This window comes from Acinetobacter sp. ANC 5045 (genome assembly GCF_004331005.1).
Taxonomy (GTDB): Bacteria; Pseudomonadota; Gammaproteobacteria; order Pseudomonadales; family Moraxellaceae; genus Acinetobacter; species Acinetobacter towneri.
On sequence record NZ_SJNS01000005.1, the window covers coordinates 119,310 to 138,491 of the forward strand.

At 42.4% G+C, this 19,182-nt stretch carries 20 protein-coding genes; 14 read left to right on the plus strand and 6 right to left on the minus strand.

From position 1 onward, the window contains the following. Positions 1 to 42 precede the first annotated feature (42 nt). Both ruvA and ruvB read left to right on the plus strand, forming a co-directional pair. Positions 43 to 645 (plus strand): Holliday junction branch migration protein RuvA, encoded by a 603-nt coding sequence (ruvA, locus tag E0H79_RS06325; protein WP_131261171.1) that lies wholly within the window; start codon positions 43 to 45, stop codon positions 643 to 645. A 242-nt stretch (positions 646 to 887) separates the two neighbouring features. After that, positions 888 to 1,895 (plus strand): Holliday junction branch migration DNA helicase RuvB, encoded by a 1,008-nt coding sequence (ruvB, locus tag E0H79_RS06330; RefSeq protein ID WP_004971787.1) that lies wholly within the window; start codon positions 888 to 890, stop codon positions 1,893 to 1,895. Between the two features lie 82 nt (positions 1,896 to 1,977). On the opposite strand, the gene E0H79_RS06335 is transcribed toward ruvB, so the two are convergent. Next, on the minus strand, positions 1,978 to 2,556 hold the full coding sequence (locus E0H79_RS06335) for a hypothetical protein (protein WP_131261172.1): 579 nt from the start codon (positions 2,554 to 2,556) through the stop codon (positions 1,978 to 1,980). Positions 2,557 to 2,784: 228 nt separating this feature from the next. Between E0H79_RS06335 and ybgC the strand changes: the two genes are divergently transcribed. From ybgC to pal, 6 genes are all read left to right on the plus strand, one after another. After that, positions 2,785 to 3,192, plus strand: coding sequence for a tol-pal system-associated acyl-CoA thioesterase (gene ybgC, locus E0H79_RS06340; protein WP_004971791.1), 408 nt, complete (start codon positions 2,785 to 2,787; stop codon positions 3,190 to 3,192). Between the two features lie 27 nt (positions 3,193 to 3,219). After that, complete coding sequence (gene tolQ / locus E0H79_RS06345; protein ID WP_104851739.1) at positions 3,220 to 3,918, plus strand: protein TolQ; 699 nt, start codon at positions 3,220 to 3,222, stop codon at positions 3,916 to 3,918. Continuing rightward, complete coding sequence (tolR, locus tag E0H79_RS06350; protein WP_004971796.1) at positions 3,918 to 4,367, plus strand: protein TolR; 450 nt, start codon at positions 3,918 to 3,920, stop codon at positions 4,365 to 4,367. Before tolQ ends, tolR begins: the two co-directional genes overlap by 1 nt. Before the next feature lie 3 nt (positions 4,368 to 4,370). Further along, positions 4,371 to 5,600: a cell envelope integrity protein TolA gene (gene tolA, locus E0H79_RS06355; protein ID WP_131261173.1), complete on the plus strand. Its 1,230-nt coding sequence runs from the start codon at positions 4,371 to 4,373 to the stop codon at positions 5,598 to 5,600. A gap of 193 nt (positions 5,601 to 5,793) precedes the next feature. Then, entirely contained in the window at positions 5,794 to 7,077 is a 1,284-nt protein-coding gene (gene tolB / locus E0H79_RS06360; RefSeq protein WP_026438303.1) for a Tol-Pal system beta propeller repeat protein TolB, read from the plus strand. Between the two features lie 71 nt (positions 7,078 to 7,148). Beyond that, positions 7,149 to 7,718: a peptidoglycan-associated lipoprotein Pal gene (pal, locus tag E0H79_RS06365; RefSeq protein ID WP_131261174.1), complete on the plus strand. Its 570-nt coding sequence runs from the start codon at positions 7,149 to 7,151 to the stop codon at positions 7,716 to 7,718. A gap of 156 nt (positions 7,719 to 7,874) precedes the next feature. On the opposite strand, the gene E0H79_RS06370 is transcribed toward pal, so the two are convergent. Continuing rightward, positions 7,875 to 8,060, minus strand: coding sequence for an NF038105 family protein (locus E0H79_RS06370; protein ID WP_004971800.1), 186 nt, complete (start codon positions 8,058 to 8,060; stop codon positions 7,875 to 7,877). A gap of 177 nt (positions 8,061 to 8,237) precedes the next feature. On the opposite strand from E0H79_RS06370, the gene E0H79_RS06375 reads away from it, so the two are divergent. From E0H79_RS06375 to E0H79_RS06395, 5 genes are all read left to right on the plus strand, one after another. Then, complete coding sequence (locus tag E0H79_RS06375) at positions 8,238 to 9,212, plus strand: class 1 fructose-bisphosphatase (RefSeq protein ID WP_004971801.1); 975 nt, start codon at positions 8,238 to 8,240, stop codon at positions 9,210 to 9,212. A 50-nt stretch (positions 9,213 to 9,262) separates the two neighbouring features. Continuing rightward, entirely contained in the window at positions 9,263 to 10,039 is a 777-nt protein-coding gene (locus E0H79_RS06380; RefSeq protein WP_004971802.1) for a TrmH family RNA methyltransferase, read from the plus strand. 156 nt (positions 10,040 to 10,195) lie between these two features. After that, positions 10,196 to 10,810 (plus strand): RNA polymerase sigma factor, encoded by a 615-nt coding sequence (locus tag E0H79_RS06385; RefSeq protein WP_004971803.1) that lies wholly within the window; start codon positions 10,196 to 10,198, stop codon positions 10,808 to 10,810. After that, entirely contained in the window at positions 10,807 to 11,127 is a 321-nt protein-coding gene (locus tag E0H79_RS06390; RefSeq protein WP_004971804.1) for a hypothetical protein, read from the plus strand. The genes E0H79_RS06385 and E0H79_RS06390 overlap by 4 nt, the downstream gene beginning before the upstream one ends. Then, positions 11,117 to 11,518 (plus strand): DUF3106 domain-containing protein, encoded by a 402-nt coding sequence (locus tag E0H79_RS06395; RefSeq protein WP_004971806.1) that lies wholly within the window; start codon positions 11,117 to 11,119, stop codon positions 11,516 to 11,518. Before E0H79_RS06390 ends, E0H79_RS06395 begins: the two co-directional genes overlap by 11 nt. 100 nt (positions 11,519 to 11,618) lie before the next feature. Here E0H79_RS06395 and E0H79_RS06400 read toward each other — a convergent pair whose 3' ends face one another. The 4 genes from E0H79_RS06400 to cxpE form a co-directional block, all read right to left on the minus strand. Continuing rightward, positions 11,619 to 14,033, minus strand: coding sequence for a CSLREA domain-containing protein (locus tag E0H79_RS06400; RefSeq protein WP_228258773.1), 2,415 nt, complete (start codon positions 14,031 to 14,033; stop codon positions 11,619 to 11,621). A 57-nt stretch (positions 14,034 to 14,090) separates the two neighbouring features. Then, positions 14,091 to 15,908, minus strand: coding sequence for a rhombotarget A (gene rbtA, locus E0H79_RS06405; protein ID WP_131261176.1), 1,818 nt, complete (start codon positions 15,906 to 15,908; stop codon positions 14,091 to 14,093). A gap of 122 nt (positions 15,909 to 16,030) precedes the next feature. Continuing rightward, a complete protein-coding gene (hda, locus tag E0H79_RS06410) occupies positions 16,031 to 16,735 on the minus strand; it encodes a DnaA regulatory inactivator Hda (protein ID WP_131261177.1) in 705 nt (234 codons plus the stop codon). A gap of 14 nt (positions 16,736 to 16,749) precedes the next feature. After that, positions 16,750 to 17,970: a chloramphenicol efflux transporter CxpE gene (gene cxpE, locus E0H79_RS06415; protein WP_131261178.1), complete on the minus strand. Its 1,221-nt coding sequence runs from the start codon at positions 17,968 to 17,970 to the stop codon at positions 16,750 to 16,752. Positions 17,971 to 18,104: 134 nt separating this feature from the next. On the opposite strand from cxpE, the gene purM reads away from it, so the two are divergent. Then, positions 18,105 to 19,175, plus strand: coding sequence for a phosphoribosylformylglycinamidine cyclo-ligase (purM, locus tag E0H79_RS06420; RefSeq protein ID WP_104853216.1), 1,071 nt, complete (start codon positions 18,105 to 18,107; stop codon positions 19,173 to 19,175). The last annotated feature ends 7 nt before the right edge of the window (positions 19,176 to 19,182 follow it).

The following is a 19,182-nucleotide window of genomic DNA, read 5'->3' on the forward strand; positions in this document are numbered from 1 at the left end:
GCGAACAGCAACTTATTTTAAATCAATCAGTGAATCACAAATATGATCGGATGTCTTATTGGCGAAGTATTGGCTTTAGAAGCACCAACCGTGTTGCTGAATGTGAATGGTGTGGGCTATGAAATTGACACGCCGCTCACCACATTTTGCCAATTACAAAAAGGGCAGAAAATTACCCTATGGACGCATTTAGCCGTGCGTGAAGATGCTCAATTGTTATATGGTTTTTTAGAAGCCCAAGAAAAAACCATTTTCCGAACCTTACTTAAAGTCAATGGTGTCGGCCCAAAAATGGCGCTAGGTATTTTATCAACCTTAAGCGTCGAGCTACTGATTCACACCGTAGAACATGAAGATATTAATACCCTGATTAAAGTGCCAGGTGTGGGCAAAAAAACTGCTGAACGTTTAATGATTGAATTACGTGATCGCTTTAAAGCCATGTCCAACGAAGTGAACAGCAGCAATTCCACAATGACTCAAATCCAGTTTACAGGCAATTCTGCTGTTGCCGAAGCCGAAGCCGCTTTACAATCTTTAGGTTATAAACCTGCCGAAGCACAAAAACTGATTAATGCAGTCAAGGGCGATTTTACTGAAGCCAGTGATATTATCCGTGCAGCATTAAAGTCGATGAATAAATAAAAGATGCCAACAAACCTAGCGTAAGTTCATCTTTCCAATATTGGATACATGACTGGCGACATGGATGTCGCCCGTTGAGTTGGGGTATAGGGATATACCCTCAACTCAACATAAGATTTTTGTTACTTTTGATCTTTCAAAAGTAAAATCATGCCTTCGCAAAGGCATTTAAACGCAACTCATACTTTGAGGCTGTGCATGCAGCATCAAAATGCCCAGCTCAAGAGATTAGTTAACACGATATGCAAGACCGTCTAATCAGTGGTTCTGAAAAACCCGAAGATCAAATTGATCGCGCCATTCGCCCCACCTCACTCGATGACTATATTGGGCAACCTGTAGTGCGTGAACAAATGGAAATTTTCATTGGTGCAGCCCGTGGACGCGCAGAAGCACTGGACCACACCCTGATTTTTGGACCACCAGGTTTAGGTAAAACCACACTCGCCAATATTATTGCCCGTGAAATGGGCGGCAATCTTAAATCCACTTCAGGGCCTGTCTTGGAACGCGCAGGTGATTTAGCCGCCATGCTGACCAATCTTGAAGAAGGCGATGTGTTATTTATTGATGAAATTCATCGTCTTTCACCTGTGATTGAAGAAATCTTGTATCCAGCGATGGAAGATTATCAACTGGACATCATGATTGGTGAAGGGCCTGCAGCACGCTCCATTAAACTGGACTTGCCACCATTTACCCTTGTCGCCGCTACCACACGTGCAGGCTTACTCACCTCACCGTTACGTGACCGTTTTGGTATTGTGCAGCGTTTGGAATTTTATTCGGTTGAAGATTTGACCCATATTGTCAAACGCTCGGCGAGTTTAATGGATGTGCCAATGACCGATGCAGGAGCCAATGAAGTCGCTCGTCGTTCGCGCGGTACACCACGTATTGCCAACCGATTATTGCGTCGCGTTCGTGACTATGCGCAGGTCAAAGGCACAGGTGAAGTCACGCAAGAGATGGCACAACGTGCGCTAGATATGCTGAATGTCGATAAAGATGGTTTAGATACCTTAGACCGTCGTTATTTATCAATGTTATTAGAGCGTTTTGATGGTGGGCCTGCAGGTGTGGAAGCTTTGGCCGCTGCTATGGCTGAAGACTCTGGCACTTTGGAAGATGTAATTGAACCATACCTAATTCAACAAGGTTATGTAATGCGAACCGCTCGCGGGCGTATTGCGACCAATATGGCGTATTTACAATTTGGGATGACACCGCCAGAGCCAAAAGAAAAATAGCTCAAAGGAAAAAATAGCTTGAAGGGAGCTATCTCCCTTTAAGTTATTAAATATTTAGGTCAATTGGGTCTGTAGATAGACACTAATTTTCAATAATACGCACATCTTCAACAAGCATTAATTCACACGCGCCCGCCCCTGTGTCATTGCGGCTTAAAGAACTACGCCACTGCCAACCATCTGTGGCAGTGACCTCAACCAATTTACCTTTCAAATAAATCAAATCATCTTCATCAATCTGTTTTAACTGTGTCGCAATCGCGGGCGTTGCAGGAATTAAATGCGTATTGGCACTCATACTTGCAATCTCTTGCACAGGAATTGGTGGTGCTTGTTCATAACGCCAATGATACCAACGGTTGCTTTGACGAATAGACAACTGTTTATACACTTCAGGCTTGGCCATTTCGCCCCAGCCCAAGGCAAAATCTACAGGGCTAAGCTCGGCTTCACGTCCAAAATTGTAATTTTCACGTGACAATACCCGAAACTCACCTTCATAGCTTTCCAAAACTTTAATGGTATAGTCTTTAAACTGATGGACTTGCTGCGATGACTGATAGGTTGTGCTATCCGCAATTCCTCCATCTGGCTGGAACAGCGTCATCCACAACAAATACAATATGGCAATTACCACAAAAAATTTAACTAAACGGCTCATGTGCTGCTCATTGGGGTGGATCATCTGCATGTATCAGGCAGGCAGCTAATTTTAACTTAAAAGCATGTTTGAAATCTTGTGCCATTGGACGAAGCGTTGAGAATGATAAACTGCCACGCTATACACAGCTTGACTTATAGCCCCGATTCACGTCAATTTCACAGACACGGCGTAAGCTATAAGTATTGCTTATCAAACAACTTTGCAACATTGAAGCGGAACATCATCATGGCGAATAAATTTGAATTTAAAATTCGTATCTATATGGAAGATACTGATGCAGGCGGCATTGTTTACCACGCCAACCATATTCGCTTTATGGAACGTACCCGTACCGAATGGCTTCGTGCATCGGGTGTTGATCATTATTGGCATCAACAAGATTACAACTTTGTCGTGCATAAAATTAACGTGAAATATTCACGTCCAATCTTAATGGATGACCTAATTACTGTTACAGCAAGTGTAGTTTCGTGTAAAGCGTCATCATTTGTATTGCAACAAAATATTTATCGTGGTGAAATCATGCTTGCATCTGGCGAGGTTGAATTGGCCTGTCTTGGTTCAGATATGAAACCACGTCGTCTGCCAGATGAAATTCGTAGCCTTATTCTGAAAGAATTAGGACAAGATTAAAAAAATGAATTGGCACATGTAGTAACTATGGCAACACAACTCGAATCATCTCTTCAAGTATCAGATCTTATTTTACAAGCAAGTCCTGTTGTTCAGCTGGTAATGCTCTCGCTGCTTTTAGCATCATTATACAGTTGGTATCTGATTGCCAAGTTACACATGAGCTATAAAAAAGCACAGGCAGATGATCAGCATTTCCAAAAAATCTTCTGGTCTGGTGCAGAATTAAATACGCTTTACAACAACGCACAGCTCAATTCAAAACGTGTCGGTTTGGAAGATATTTTCTATCAAGGCTTAGGTGAGTTTTTAAAACTCAAAAAGCGCCAAGCGCCTGCAACACAAACCATTGAAGGCACAGAACGTATTTTACGTGTCGGTTTAAGCCGCGACCAAGCTCAACTTGAACAAGGCTTAGGTGCATTAGCCAGCATTGGTTCGGTTGCGCCATACGTTGGTTTATTTGGTACCGTCTGGGGCATTATGAATGCCTTTATTGGACTGGCAGATGTCGATCAAGTCACATTGGCAACAGTCGCACCAGGGATTGCCGAAGCCCTCATTGCCACAGCCATTGGTTTATTTGCCGCCATTCCTGCGGTACTTGCCTTTAACCATTACACCGCCAAAGGCGAAGCGATTTATTCTGATCGTGCTTTATTTGCCGAAGAAATGGTGGCTTTATTACAACGTCAATCTTTAGGCAATACTAAGGATCACGACTAATGGCCATTCAACGCTCAGGACGCTTCGAGCGCATTAAGAAACCACTCAAAAGTGACATGAATGTAGTGCCCTATATTGATGTCATGTTGGTGTTATTGGTGATTTTTATGGTTACTGCACCGATGATTACCAGTGGGATTCAAGTCGATTTACCTCAAGCCAATGGTAATCCAATTGAATCGAAAGATGCCCCTGCTTTGGTGACTTTAAATAAAGATGGGCAATATTTTTTAGAATTCAAAGAACACAAAGCCGAACCTTTGGAATTAGCCCAACTGAAACAAATTTTGACCGATGCTCAAATTCAAGCCAAAGCTGAAAACAAAGAGTTTCAGGTTGTTATTCGCGGTCATAATACACGCCCTTATGGTGATGTGATTGCGTTAATGTCTGACTTACAAGATGCGGGTTTAACCCAAGTTGGATTGCTGACCGAGCCTTTAAAGTAATTTATGAAAGATTTTAAAAAGCCACCTTTTCAACAAAAAGCCATCGCGATTGGGTTCACCGTAGGTGTCCACCTTATCGCAGTGGTTGGCTTGCTTTATTTGGGCATGAGTAAAGCACCTGAGCCGCCTAAACCCATTAAAACGGTATTAATAAAACCAGAAGATTTAAAACCCTTATTAGAAACTAAATCTGCTGAAACCACACATGAAAATGTAGCAGAGCAAATTACTCAAACAGCCGAGCCTGCTCTTGAACCTGCCCCTGTCATTCCAACACCTACAGCGGCTCCTACGCCACCCGCTCCTCAAGTTGATACACAAAAAACTGCACAAGCAGCAGAGGCTCAAGCACGTGCAGAACGACAAGCTGCTGAAGCCAAACAAATTGCAGAGCGACAAAAACTAGAAGCTGAACGCTTAAAAGCTCAACAAGCACGCGCCGAAGAACGTGCTCAACGAGAAGCTGACGCCAAAGCAAAAGCTCAAGCCGATGCCAAAGCACGTGCTGAAGCAGATGCTGTACGTCGTAAAGAAGCCGAAGCCCTGAAAAAAGCAGAAGCGGCAGAAAGACGTCAACTCGAAGCCAATGCAGCAGCAAAACGCAAAGCTGAAGCAGATGCAAAAGCCAAAGCTGATGCAAAACGTAAAGCTACAGCTGATGCTAAAGCCAAAGCTGATGCCGACGCAAAACGTAAAGCTGACGCAGATGCAAAAGCCAAGGCAGATGCCGATGCAAAACGTAAAGCTGCTGCAGATGCAAAAGCCAAAGCTGATGCCGACGCAAAACGTAAAGCTGCTGCAGATGCAAAAGCCAAAGCTGATGCCGAAGCAAAACGTAAGGCTGACGCAGATGCAAAAGCCAAAGCTGATGCCGAAGCGAAGGCACGTGCCGATACTGAAGCCAAAGCTTCAGCTGCCAAACAAGCTGCAGAAGAAGCTGCTCAGAAAAAGGCTGAAGTACAACGCATTGCATCCACTGCTAAACGCGATTTCGAAAATAAAATCAGACGAGCGTGGGATACCCCAGCTGGTTCTTCGGGTCAACGTGCAACTGCCCGCGTGACTTTAAGTGACAGTGGCGCAGTTCAGTCTGTCGTGGTTAATTCTAGCGACCCTGACATGAAAGCCAGTGTAGAAGCTGCTGTTCGTGCTGCCGCACCTTATCCGATGCCATCAGACCCAGATGCACGACGCGAAGCACGTAGCTTCACCTCTACCTTTACAGCGCAATAAGTTACCAGTTAGCCGAATAACATCTATTTGGCTAACTCCTTCTCAAAATATTTACGAGTATAAATAAATTTAAATTTTCACAGTGTTATAACAGTTTTATTATAAATTCATGCTTTCATTCCTACCAAAGCATGCCATTATGTACCACAATTACATCCAAAAAAGTTATGTTGATTTGAGAAAATAGCGAATGATGGAAACAACGCGTAAACACCTACTTTGTCTTGCTATTTTAACTGCGCTTAGCCCAGTTTTAAGCACACAATCTTTTGCACAACTGCATTTAGAAATTGCCAAAGCACCAGAAGAAGCACCTAAAATTGCGATTGTGCCGTTTGGCAATGATCAAAGTATTTATCCTATTGTAGAAAACGATTTAAACCGTTCAGGCAAATTCACCAGTTCATCTAAAAACCTTGCTGCAACTGCAAGCATGAACAATCCAAATGCAGCTGCATGGCAAGCCGCAGGTGTACCTTATGTGGTGACGGGAAATGTCAAAGCCACTGCAGAAGGCGGTTATGAAGTTCATTACCAACTTTATGATGTGCAAAAACAGCAATACTTATTGAATGAATTATTAAGCGTGCCTGCGTCACGCGTACGTTCTGCTGCACACATGATCAGTGATGCCATTTATGAAGCACTCACGGGCATTAAAGGTGACTTTAGCGGACGCATTGCTTATGTACTGCGCAACCCTGCAACACCTGAACAACGCTATACCCTGCAAATTGCCGATACTGATGGTGAACAGCCTAAAACCATTTTGACTTCGCGTGATCCTATTTTATCGCCTGCGTGGACACCAGATGCCAAAAAAATTGCCTATGTGTCGTTTGAAACCAAACGCCCTGCTATTTATGTGCAAGATTTGGCGACAGGTCAGCGTGAAAAATTAGCCAGTTTCCGTGGTTTAAATGGTGCTCCAAGCTTCTCACCAGATGGTCAAAGCATGTTGTTTACCGCATCCATGCATGGCAATCCAGAAATTTATCAAATGAATTTAAGCACCCGTGAACTGCGACGCATGACCAATGACAGTGCGATTGATACCGAAGCACGTTATGCACCAGATGGTAAATCATTTATTTACACTTCAGATCGTGGTGGTTCCGCACAAATTTATCGTTATGACTTTGCCACAGGCAGCAGCAAACGCCTAACCTTCCGCGGTGCATTTAACGCACGTGGTACGCTCAGTGCCGACGGTCGTAAACTGGCATTGGTACATCGTCCAAGTGGCAGTAACTACAAAGTCGCAATTCAAGACATCAACACCAATATCACCAATATTTTAACCCCAACCAGTTTGGATGAGTCGCCAAGCTTCTCACCAAATGGGCAAATGGTAGTGTACGCGACACGCGAAGGTGCTCGTGGCTTATTATCGATTATGTCTTTAGATGGTCGCTTCCGCATGAACTTACCTAGTGAACAAGGTGAAGTGCGTGAACCTGCGTGGGCACCAAAATAATGAGTACCCGCAAAGTAAATACGTTTTCAGTTCTGTTTTAAAACCAAAAATCAAGCTTCATGGAGATGAGGATGAACGCAGTTAAATTATTGGTACTCCCTGTTTTGGCATCGGCTTTAGTGATGACAGGTTGTGCAAACCGCAAACCAACGACTGACTTACAAGCAGGTCAAACACCAAGTGGCGCAACCACAGTCAACACCCAAGGTTTGAGTGAAGATGCAGCTTTAAATGCACAAAACCTTGCAGGTGCATCTGCCAAAGGTGTAACCGAAGCCAACAAAGCTTTCTTAGCAAAGCGCGTGGTGCATTTTGACTACGACAGCAGCGAATTATCTAATGATGATTACCAGACTCTACAAGCACATGCACAGTTTTTAATGGCCAATGCCAATTCTAAAGTGGCACTTACAGGTCATACCGATGAACGCGGTACACGCGAATACAACATGGCTTTAGGCGAGCGTCGTGCCAAAGCGGTTGAGAGCTTCTTAATCACCAGCGGCGTTAACGCAGGTCAGCTTGAAGCAGTGAGCTATGGTAAAGAAATGCCAGTCAACCCTGGACATGATGAAAATGCATGGAAAGAAAACCGTCGCGTAGAAATTAACTACGAAGCTGTTCCACCATTATTGAAATAATAATTTGCTGTTTGGGAAAAACTCGTTTAGAACGTGTTTCCCCAATACGAAAAAAGCGCTCTTTATTACAAGGGCGCTTTTTTATGACATAAAAAACTGGGCAAACGAATATTTTAAAAACTAACAGATAAGTGCAGAAATACAGCTTTGCTTCAGTTATTCCGACTCGGCATCAGCTTTTGCAGTTTGCATAGATTCAATCAAATCATGCTTGTTAAACTTTTTATATTCAGGTTTAGACTCGTAATCTTTCCAAGCGGCTTTCATCTTGTCCTCAGAAATATCGTCTAAACTAATCCCTTCGCTTGGCGTTGGAGTCGCATCAAACTTTAACGTTGTCATATCTGTGCTCCTATCTCAAATTAAATCCTTCACATCAACATAGCACTTTCTGCAGGACTTGCAAGGGTAAAATCACAGCAAATAGTCGAGTTTAATTTTTCTTTTAACGCGTTCTCATCTAAACTATTGCAGCATATTGTTATCCTCATTTTTGCAGTCATTCGGAGTTTTCCAGTCATGTCATACCGCACCCTTTCCCAATTTCTACAACAACAAACTGGAAATTTAACACCCGAACTTGCTCAAGTAATTGAAACTATAGCCAATACTTGCAAAACAATTGACCAAACATTACAAAAAGGTGCATTGGCGGGCGTATTAGGCAGTGCACAAAATGAAAACGTACAAGGCGAAGAACAAAAGAAATTAGATGTTATTTCAAATGATTATTTAATTGAAGCGTTACAAAAACATCCTAATGTGGGTGGTTTGGCGTCGGAAGAATTAGACGAATTCACTCCTGCTCAGGAAAATGGTCAATATTTAGTGTTATTTGACCCACTGGATGGTTCAAGCAACATCGACATCAATATGTGTGTGGGTACCATTTTCTCAATTTTACCTGCAAAAAATGCCGTGACCCAAGCTGCAGACTTTATGCAAGCAGGTACACAACAAGTTGCTGCAGGTTATGTCCTGTATGGCCCATCTACCATGATGGCGCTCACTGTTGGTGCAGGCGTGGTATTCTTTACCTTTGACCCAGAAAGCCAAGAGTTTTTGGTGACTGCCGACAACATTCAAGTTGCTGCCGATACAAAAGAATACGCGATCAATGCTTCAAACCAACGCCATTGGGAAGCACCTGTAAAACGCTATATTGATGAACTTTTGGCTGGTAAAACTGGGCCACGCGAAAAAGACTTTAACATGCGTTGGGTTGCATGTATGGTGGGCGATATTCACCGTATCCTTTGCCGTAGCGGGGTTTTCATGTATCCATACGACTTAAAAGACCCGAAAAAAGCAGGTCGTTTACGTTTAATGTATGAAGCCAATCCAATGAGTATGCTCATGGAACAAGCAGGCGGTGCGGCAACCACAGGTCGTGTGCGTATTTTAGACATCCAACCCACAGACCTACATCAACGTGTGCCTGTCATCATTGGCTCAAAAAATGAAGTCGATTTGGTCAGCAGCTACCATCAATAATTTTTAACAACAGCAGTCGGCCATTCGCTGACTGCTGTGGATTTTATCGCATGCCTACGATTTTTTTAGAATCAAAAGATAACCCGAAAATTAAACACTTACGTGGTTTAATTGAACAAAATAACTATCGCAAAAAACAGGGACAAACGGTACTTGAAGGTACACATTTGTGTCTGGCGTGGTTACATGAAAATAAAAAAATCAATTCGATTTTTACCACCGAACATGCACTAAGCCATCCTGACTATGAGCGTATTTTGGCTAAATACACAGGCGTGGTCTTTGTCATTGGCGAATCTTTATATAAAGATTTAAGCACTTTAGGCACTTCCCTTGCCTGTTTAGCCATTGTCGACGTGCCAAGTTCAAGCCAAGCTTTAGACTTTAAAGCAGACACACTGATTTTAGAAAATGTGCAAGATCCGGGTAATGTCGGCACCTTATTGCGCTCTGCAGCAGCAGCAGGTATTGAACAAATTATTTGTACCAAAGGTTCTGCCTCACTTTGGTCGCCACGGGTGTTACGTGCAGGCATGGGCGCACACTTTAGCTTGCATACCTTTGAAAATATTGAACTCGAAGATGTCTTAGCACAATTTCAGATTCCTGTATATGTGACCAGTTCACACCATGCAGAAAGTCTCTATTCCAAAAATCTGCGTAAGGCTTGCGTCTGGATTCTAGGCAATGAAGGTCAAGGTGTGTCCGATTATGCCTTACAGCATGCAGAAGCGGTAAGTATTCCACAACCAGGTGGACAGGAATCTTTGAATGTGGCAATTGCAGGCTCAATCTGTTTCTTTGAAATGGTACGCCAACGTCTGTAAATGGTTAATTTATTTTAAAAAGACTAGCCCTGCAAAAAAAATAGATTAGACTGAAAATAATAACTTGCAATGTCAACCAAACCATTGTTTTTAGCGTTATAAAAATATGATGTTAAAAATAATGGTGGGTATCCAATGACAGGATTTTCCATCTCTATGGATTTAAACCCGAAGTCGTCACACTCGGAAAATTTGAGTGCTCTTAAGAGTACGGCTGAGCAACGTCTGAAGAATTTCATGCAAGACGTAACGGGGCGTGCCTTAGTGATGATGGAAAGTGCAACGCAAGGACAGCACGGCATTGCTATGGATTTGGTGCAAGAAGCCTTTATTTCCTTGCATAAATCTTATGCTGACAAAGCCACAGAGGAATGGTATCCCCTGTTTTACACCATTTTAAATAACAAATTACAAGATTGGCGTCGTAAAGAAGCTCGCCGCGCTCAACCGTTTTCATGGTTCAAAAAAATCAGTTTAGATGATGACGATGTTGAACAACTTGATATTGTCGATGAGCAAGCACTCAATCCTGCAGAGTTTTTAGATCAAGCTGTGACTGTAGAAGAAATTCAGGCAGCAATTGCGGGGCTTCCTGTGCGGCAACAACAAGCTTTTATGTTACGTGCTTGGGAAGGTTTTGATACGCAAACCACCGCACAAATTATGAACTGCACTGAAGGCAGTGTAAAAACGCATTATCACCGTGCTATTCAAGCTTTACGCAACAGTTTGGCACATATGAATCCGTATCTGGGAGGATCATCAGAATGAAACAAGATGATTTCTTAAAACAAGTGACATCTAAACTTGATGGATTGGCTCGCCACCATCAAGACAAAGCCGCGGTCATGAATCATGTCTTGGACAATATTCAAGACAAGAAAACATCGCGCTATGGGCTTTGGAAAATGTCAGGTTTTGCATTGGCTGCGGCAATTGCAGGTTTTGTGGTCTTGCCAAATTCAATGGAAATGACCACACAGCCGCAGAATCAAGCTGTATCTGTTCCTAAACTTTCTCCACAAATGGTGGAAGATTTAGAAATGTTAATGGTGTTGGGTGAGGACAAAGTTCCACATGGCAGCTAAACGAATTGTGATTGCGTGTTGTGCGCTCAGTTTTTTACAAACCAGTTTTGCAGGGTTTGAGCGTTTTTGGATTTTTTCCAAAGATGCAGATACACAAATTTCAGAAACCTGGGAAACTCTTTCTGAAGAAGAACAATTGGCCTTAATTAAGCGCTATCAAAACTTAAAAGAAATTCCTGCAGAAAAAAGCGTAGCTTTACAGCAGCGGATGGATTGGTTTACTCAACTGCCTGATAGCGAAAAACAAAAAATGCGTGAAACTTGGCAAAAAATGAGCACGCAAGAACGTCGTGAATTAGGACAACGCTTGCAACAAGCAACACCTGAACAACGACCTTTAATTCGTCAGGAATACATTCTTAAATATCAGCAGCCTGCAATGAGTCACTAATTTTATCTGTTCATGGATAATAGAAAGTACTTGAAGTCACCAATAACAAAAGCCTCATCGTGTAAAACAGATGAGGCTTTTGCAATAAAGAGTCGGTAGATTACGATTTTCTTGGACGTTGACGATAGAACGCCAATCCGATTAAACCAAACATACCCCAGAAACCTAAGCTTCCCCCACCGCCACCACTGGCTTCATAATTGGTATTTTTCGCTGTATTTTCTAAAGTAATGGTCGCTTCAGGCGATAATTCCAGTTCATGATCGAAAATCGTGTATTTCAGCTCATAATCAAATGGGCTAAAGCTATTACGCACTTGTACCTGAATATTGCCTCCATAGCAGGTTTCACGTTTATAATCACCTGGACAAGGTGCTTTACGATCTGCCGTAAGTATCACACCTGAAGGCAGTTGCTTAAAACGAATTGCCAGTTCTTGTCCTGTACTATCTTTATAGAATGCAGGCTTATTGGTATTTTCTTTCAGAGTGCTGATAGAACCATCCCCACCATCGCTATCATTCGCCAATGGATTAAAACTAACTTTCAAGTCTGACCCATATTCCATACGTATGTGATCATCTTTTGCAATTGGGGCAATATTGCTAAATTTACCTTCAAGTAAGCCCGAAGAATGCAAATTACTGTCCAATTTTGAGGTAATGGTGTATTTACAATACGCTGAATCGGTTGCTTCTGTGACTTTATCATTCAGTCGATACATCACAATCCGTTGCAACTGTGCATCCCATTCACATTTGAATAGTGGATCTTGGGTCAATTTATCGGTACTAAATGTGGTACCTGAACCCGAAATTGCACCAATCCCCAATACTTCAGTGCTAATGCTAAAGTTGTCAGAATTAAGCTGTCTTAACTGAACAAATTTCCCATCTGCAGTTGGTTCATCTTGCTTTAATGCCATCGCAAATGGATCAACATAAATGGCACGATATTGCTGCTTAGCTTTGGTATTCGCCAACAAATCCTGCATCGTTTTCAAATCAGTACGCGATTGAGAAACGACCGAAGATGCAGCATCTTTACTTTGATCTATCGCAGACTGAATACGGTCAATTTGTTGCTGATAATTGGCAAATAAACTTTCATAAGAGACATTACGCAAGCTTTGAATATCGGCTGCATTTAAGCGCATCACTTCTACAGAGCCAATTTCACAGGTATTTTTTGCATCAGGATTTAAAGTTAAAGTTGCATTACTCACCCGCGCTAAACCACGTTGTTCATAATCACTACACCCCATGCTGTTTACATCAATCAAATCTTTCGCAGGGTCTGAACCAAGTTTTGGATAATACAACGGCAGGAATAAATTATAAGCAGATGGTTCTTGCAAGGGCTGCAATACTTGATCAAAGCTAAGCCCTGTCAAATCCAAATTTTTAGCACCATCATAAGAACTATTTGCTGTTTCAGGCAAATCACACTCGCCTTGCTCTGTCGCTGATCCCATTGCGAATAAGGCATTGCGAATTGTGTTGATGTTGCGCGCCTGCTCTAAGCTCGCAGGGAATGCATAACGACAAGATTTACCTTGGTTAAAGGCCAACATATTAAAAGAGAGGACAATACGTGGATAATTGTCATAAAACAAAGTACTCAATGCTTTATTTTCAACAATGGTATTACTTTGCAAATACACCTGTGACAAAGTGCTAAGCGGATGATTTTCTGCATTACTTAAGTTAAAGATATGACCTTTGCTGGTATCAGCTTGGTTTTGTGCAATCGTACTGGCAGTCAACGCAAGATCTGGTTGGCCGCAAAGATCAAAAGTACTAAGACTATTTGCAGCACCATTTTTCACAATACTGCTGCGGTCAATTTTCACCATAGAGCGTGTATTGACCAAGTTGGCACTACAATCCATTGCCAACACACTACCTACTTTGGCTTGGTTCGCATGGATATAAGCATTTTCTAAATTGACTTGACGCTCCGCTTGATGAGCAACAACGTAAATTGCACCACCTTGTTCTGCATGCGAATTTTGAATTTCGACATTGTTCGCAGCTAATGGGCCTGCCACAAATAATGCACCACCCTTGCCTGCATCTGCAGGGTTTGCATTACCACCACCATGGGCATTCCCATTTTTTAGAATGACATCGTATAGCGCCACGCTGGCTTGGGTATCTGAAGTATTGATAATGCGGCTATTGCCATGTGCATTAATAGTGGTTTTTAACGGTGCAATTGAAGGATAACGATGGGTAATCGGATCTACTTGGTTATAGTCGACCGCTGTCGCCCCATAAATACGCACCATAGATTGCGGGCGTAATTCTGAGTTTAAGATATATTCCCCAGCCTGCAACTGAATCATATCGGTTGCACCACGGTTGGCATTGCCTGCGCTACATCCACCGAACGCAATATTCTGCTTGGCCGCAACTAACGCTTCACGTAATGAACATTTGCTTAAGTCTTCACCATTTTGATCTTCAAAGGTCGTGACCTGAATCACACGATTATCTGCTGCCATAAGCGACATAGCAGACAGCACCATTATCCCTAATAGTGTTTTTTTATTATTTTTCATATTCATCCTTTATGCTTTTCTACGGCGTAAACCCAACAAACCCAATAAAGTCATTAATCCGTAAGCGCTCCATGCACCACCAGAAACTTTTATTTTATCGCTTTCCATACGATTTTCATGTTCTTGAATAACTTGGACTTTCACTTCCATATAAGGTGTTGTGCTGTTAAAGCGTGTGGTGCTGGTAACTAATTTAATTTTAAAGACATCTGCACCATGCCAAGCAGAATCTGGGGTATATACCAAATTCCCCAACTCATCTACGGTCAATTTTCCTTTAGAACGTGTATCGAGTTGCTCAATTTGCACACAACCTGCTTGCCATGCTTGGCCTGTCGGATTGTTTGGATAGACTTGATCACAAAATTCTTTAGGCACCAAATCACTATCACCCAACAAATCACTCACCGACATTTTAGCAATTTGACCCGCCAAAATATCTTGACCTATAAGCCCCATAGTTTCAGGAACCATCACTTCTATTGCACCACGGTCACATAAGGTAATATCTGACTGACGGTTTTTACCGCGCTGATCTGAAGCAGCACAACCGACTACCGTATTATCCCCCAGTTGTAATTGCCCCTGATTCAACACCACAGAATCTTTCAGGCTGTTATAACTGAGCAATACGCGTGGGCGCATAAAGCCCAAGAATGAGTTTTCAGGAACTTGATATGGACAAAAGAGTGCCGTTTTATCTTGACTGAGGGTTTGGCATGCACCTTCAAGCAGATTACCTGCAAGCACCGAATTTGCAGTCCATAGCGTATTTGGATAGCTGCTATCGCCTGCTCCACAGCCTGCGCCGACTAAATTATTTTGCAATCTTGTTGCATCTGAACCTGCTTGCACACAGTTTGCTGCAGTATTGACACTGACAGGATGTGGATTACCCAAAATCACACTATTGGCAATATAGGCTTTACCCAAAGGTGCGTTGAGATACACACCACGGCTGTTACCAATCAAGCTAATGTTATTGACACCAATATCATCCAGCACATTCATGACATAGCCTTCATTTGCAGTAAAAGTACTGCTCACGATCATATTCCCCATACTAGGAAAGGCTTTGATTTCTTCATCTGCCAAACTTGCTGCAGAATAGAGATTGGCTGAAGCAACTGATATGGTTTTGTTGCCTTTAAATACTGAAGTTGTAATCACAAAGCGTGGGAATTGCGTATAAATGACGCCACCTTCCTGCGCTTGGTTAGCTTCAAGCAAGCTATTTTTGATCTCAATAAAACCTGCAGGGATCTTCTCGTCAGTCATTTGTGCGAGGTTATAAATTGCCCCACCTTGATTGGCTACACCCTGACTCAGTTTCACATAGTCTAAAATTAAATGTTCATTATTATAAATCAGACCACCTTGTTGCTGACGACAGCGTTCCTCACCGCAGCCCTGTAAAGTTAATTCTTTTAAAGAAACTTTTAAGAAACGATCCTTGCTATCTTCAATGTGGAAAATTCGCTCATTGCCGCGCATCTGAATCGTGGCATTATTCAAACCTAGGGCAGTTTTATCATTCAGACTACTGTCATAGGTGGTTTTAATTTCAAGGTTTTCTGTAATTTTAAGTTGAGTATCAATTTGATAGACGGCTTTCTTTTCTAATAAAATCACACTTGAGGCATTTTTTCCGCCACAGCCCAAATAGCCTTCTTCGGGCATGCCTAAATTAATATACTCAATGGCTTCACGCAAAGAACATTGTTGATCATCTGCTTTGGTGTCAGCAGTGGTGGTGACAATGATATTACTACTATATGCATGACCTGCGATAAACAGCATACCAATGCCGATGCTCTGCTTGAGCATAAGCGTACTCCTTGTAATTTTCTTTGTTTTTTTTCTTCTTTAGTTGCAAATTCCCTGCAACTTCGAATTATTTTCCGAATAATTTGGCATAGCTTGCGCAAATTCTCAAGTAATTTTAATTTTTACCGATATTCGTCAATTAAAGCATAAATCTGACGAAGGTTTGCGCCACTTAATTTCGTTTTCTCTCCTTTAAGTAATTGCACCAACTGTTCAAGGCTTTGCAGCAAAATCGAGGTCTGCTGTGGGCCATGTAACAACAAATAATCAATAATTTGTGGGTCGATGATAATCCCGCGACGCTCTAACACAGAACTCACCAAAGCTTGTCGGTCTGCATATAAACTGCCTGAAGGCACTTTAACACTCACAGCCTGCGTCAAACGTGATTGCAAATCGGGCAATTCGAGCTTTAATTCAATGGGGGCAAAACGTGATGAAAACACCAACTGACCACCAACTTCATTGCTGTAATTGACTAAATGAAACACCGCACGTTGCCAATGCGGTACACCACTAATCGCTTCAATATCATCTAAAGCAACCAAATCATAACGGTCTAAAGAGGTAATTGCTTCAGTGGGGGCATCCAATAATTCAAGTAAAGATACTTTAATGGCTGATTTGCCAATTTCTAAATAGGAATCACAAATTGCAGACAATAAATGACTTTTGCCTGTACCCGCTCTACCATAGACATAAAAGCGATTGACCAATCCTGCATGAAGCTGTCGAACTGCATCAATCACATGCCCCCAACCTGGACCAGAAAAATCACTGATCCGTGCATCTAATTGAGGCTCGATATCTAACTGCAGTTGACGCATAGAATTGTAATCACCTAGGAGTTTTGCTGATCTGAGGGCTTTATCTTACTTGATTTTTCAGTCTGTTGCAGTGAATTTGCTGACTGAGGATCAAGCTCAATATCAATATGAACTTGTGCTGTATCAATGCTAATGTCACCCGATGCACCATCTTCAGACACCACCACAGGCTGCCCATACAAATAACTTTTTTCGTAAAAATCACGTAAATGACGCAGTAAAACCACAATCACCGCTGCTACAGGTAAAGCAATCAACATACCCATGAATCCAGCCAGTTGTGCACCTGCTAAAACAGCAAACACCACCGCGACTGGCGAAAGCCCGATTTTATCACCCAATAAAAACGGTTGTAGAATATAGCCTTCCACTGCCTGTCCAATCATAAAGACCACAAGGACTAAAACCAATTGCATCCAGTCAATGCCAAATTGCAGGAAAGTGGCAATAATGGCTGCAACAATGCCTACAGCGAAACCTAAATACGGAATAATACTGGCAAGTCCCGCTACCATCCCAATAATCAAGCCGACTTCTAAACCAATCAGTTGTAGCCCTGTAGCATACACCACGCCCAACAAGATCATCACCAAAAACTGACCTTTAACGAAAGCACCTAGAACACTGTGACATTCTTGTACCACAGCCAAAGTGCTTTGCTCATAAGGACGCGGAATTAAGCGACGCAGGCTGTCGAGCATACGCTGCCAGTCGAGTAGGAAATAGAAAGCAATAATTGGAATCAGCACCACGGTACCGCCAATTTGAATAAAATTCAGACCAGACTGTGCGACACGCAATAACATGGCTTGAATACTATCGGCGCTATAATTGGTTTGCACATAATCCATGACGATGCTGCTCATGTGCGAGGTATCAATTTCCATTTCTTCAATATTGAAAGTGGATGATACCCACGGCAAGAAGGTCGAATTGATCCAGTTAATACCGACAGGAATACTGTCACGCGCAATCACCAACTGCTTCCAAACCAAAGGAATGATGTACCAAACTGCCAAAGTCAGCGCGATGCCAATCCCAATAAAAACCAAACTGATAGATAGCCAACGTGGCAAACCGACTTTGCAAAATTGTTCAACCAATGGGCTAAATAAATAAGCCATGAAAAATGCAACAACAAAAGGAATGACAACCGGTTTTAATAAGTACAGCACCCAAAGGAGCAGCACTATCCCAGACAGGATAAAAATGCGACGCAAGGTACGATCGACCATAGAAATTCGCCTTTTTTCAGTTTATTCGTTATAGAAGTTAAAATATTTGAATAAAGATAGCATTTTAGCGCATAAATAACATAAGAGTTTCGTATATTCAGGTATAATCGCCCCGCGAATGCGGAGACTTCATTATGAGCAACTCAACTTCTAACCCAACCACTGGTTTAAGCTATAAAGATGCTGGTGTCGATATTGAAGCGGGCGACGCGTTAGTCGATCGTATCAAATCTGTCGCTAAGCGCACGACTCGTCCTGAAGTGATGGGTGGATTAGGCGGCTTTGGCGCACTTTGTAAAATTCCGAAAGGTTATGAAGAACCTGTGCTCGTATCTGGCACAGATGGTGTAGGAACTAAATTACGTTTAGCGTTGAACCTAAACCGCCATGACACAATTGGTCAAGATTTGGTGGCAATGTGTGTAAATGACTTGCTGGTGTGCGGTGCTGAACCTTTATTCTTCTTAGACTACTATGCAACAGGTCACTTAAATGTAGACGTTGCAGCCAATGTTGTTACAGGAATTGGTAAAGGCTGTGAGCTTGCAGGCTGTGCGCTTGTAGGTGGTGAAACTGCTGAAATGCCAGGCATGTATGAAGGTGAAGATTACGATCTTGCAGGCTTCTGTGTGGGCGTGGTTGAGCAAAGCAAAATTATTGATGGCTCTAAAGTAAAAGCTGGTGACGTTCTGATTGGTGTCGCTTCTTCAGGTGCACACTCAAACGGTTACTCTTTACTTCGTAAAATTTTAGACGTAAAAAATGTTGATTTAACTCAACTGGTTGATGGTCGTCCACTGGCTGACGTTGCCATGGAACCAACACGCATTTATGTCAAATCAATGCTTGAACTGTGCAAACAAGTTGATGTGCATGCTATGGCGCACATTACGGGTGGCGGTTTACCAGGTAACTTACCACGTGTATTGCCAAATGGTGCGCAAGCAGTGATTGACGAATCATCTTGGGAATGGCCAGAACTGTTCAAATTGTTACAACGTGAAGGCGGTGTAGAACAGTTTGAAATGTATCGCACCTTTAACTGTGGTGTAGGTATGGTTGTTGTTGTAGATGCCAACGATGCAGACAAAACAGTTGAACTTCTCAACAGCCTTGGCGAAAAAGCTTGGGTGATGGGTCATATTCAAGACAACGCCGAATCCGTTGAAGGCGCAGATGAAAAAATTCGCGTAATTTTTGCGTGATTTGACT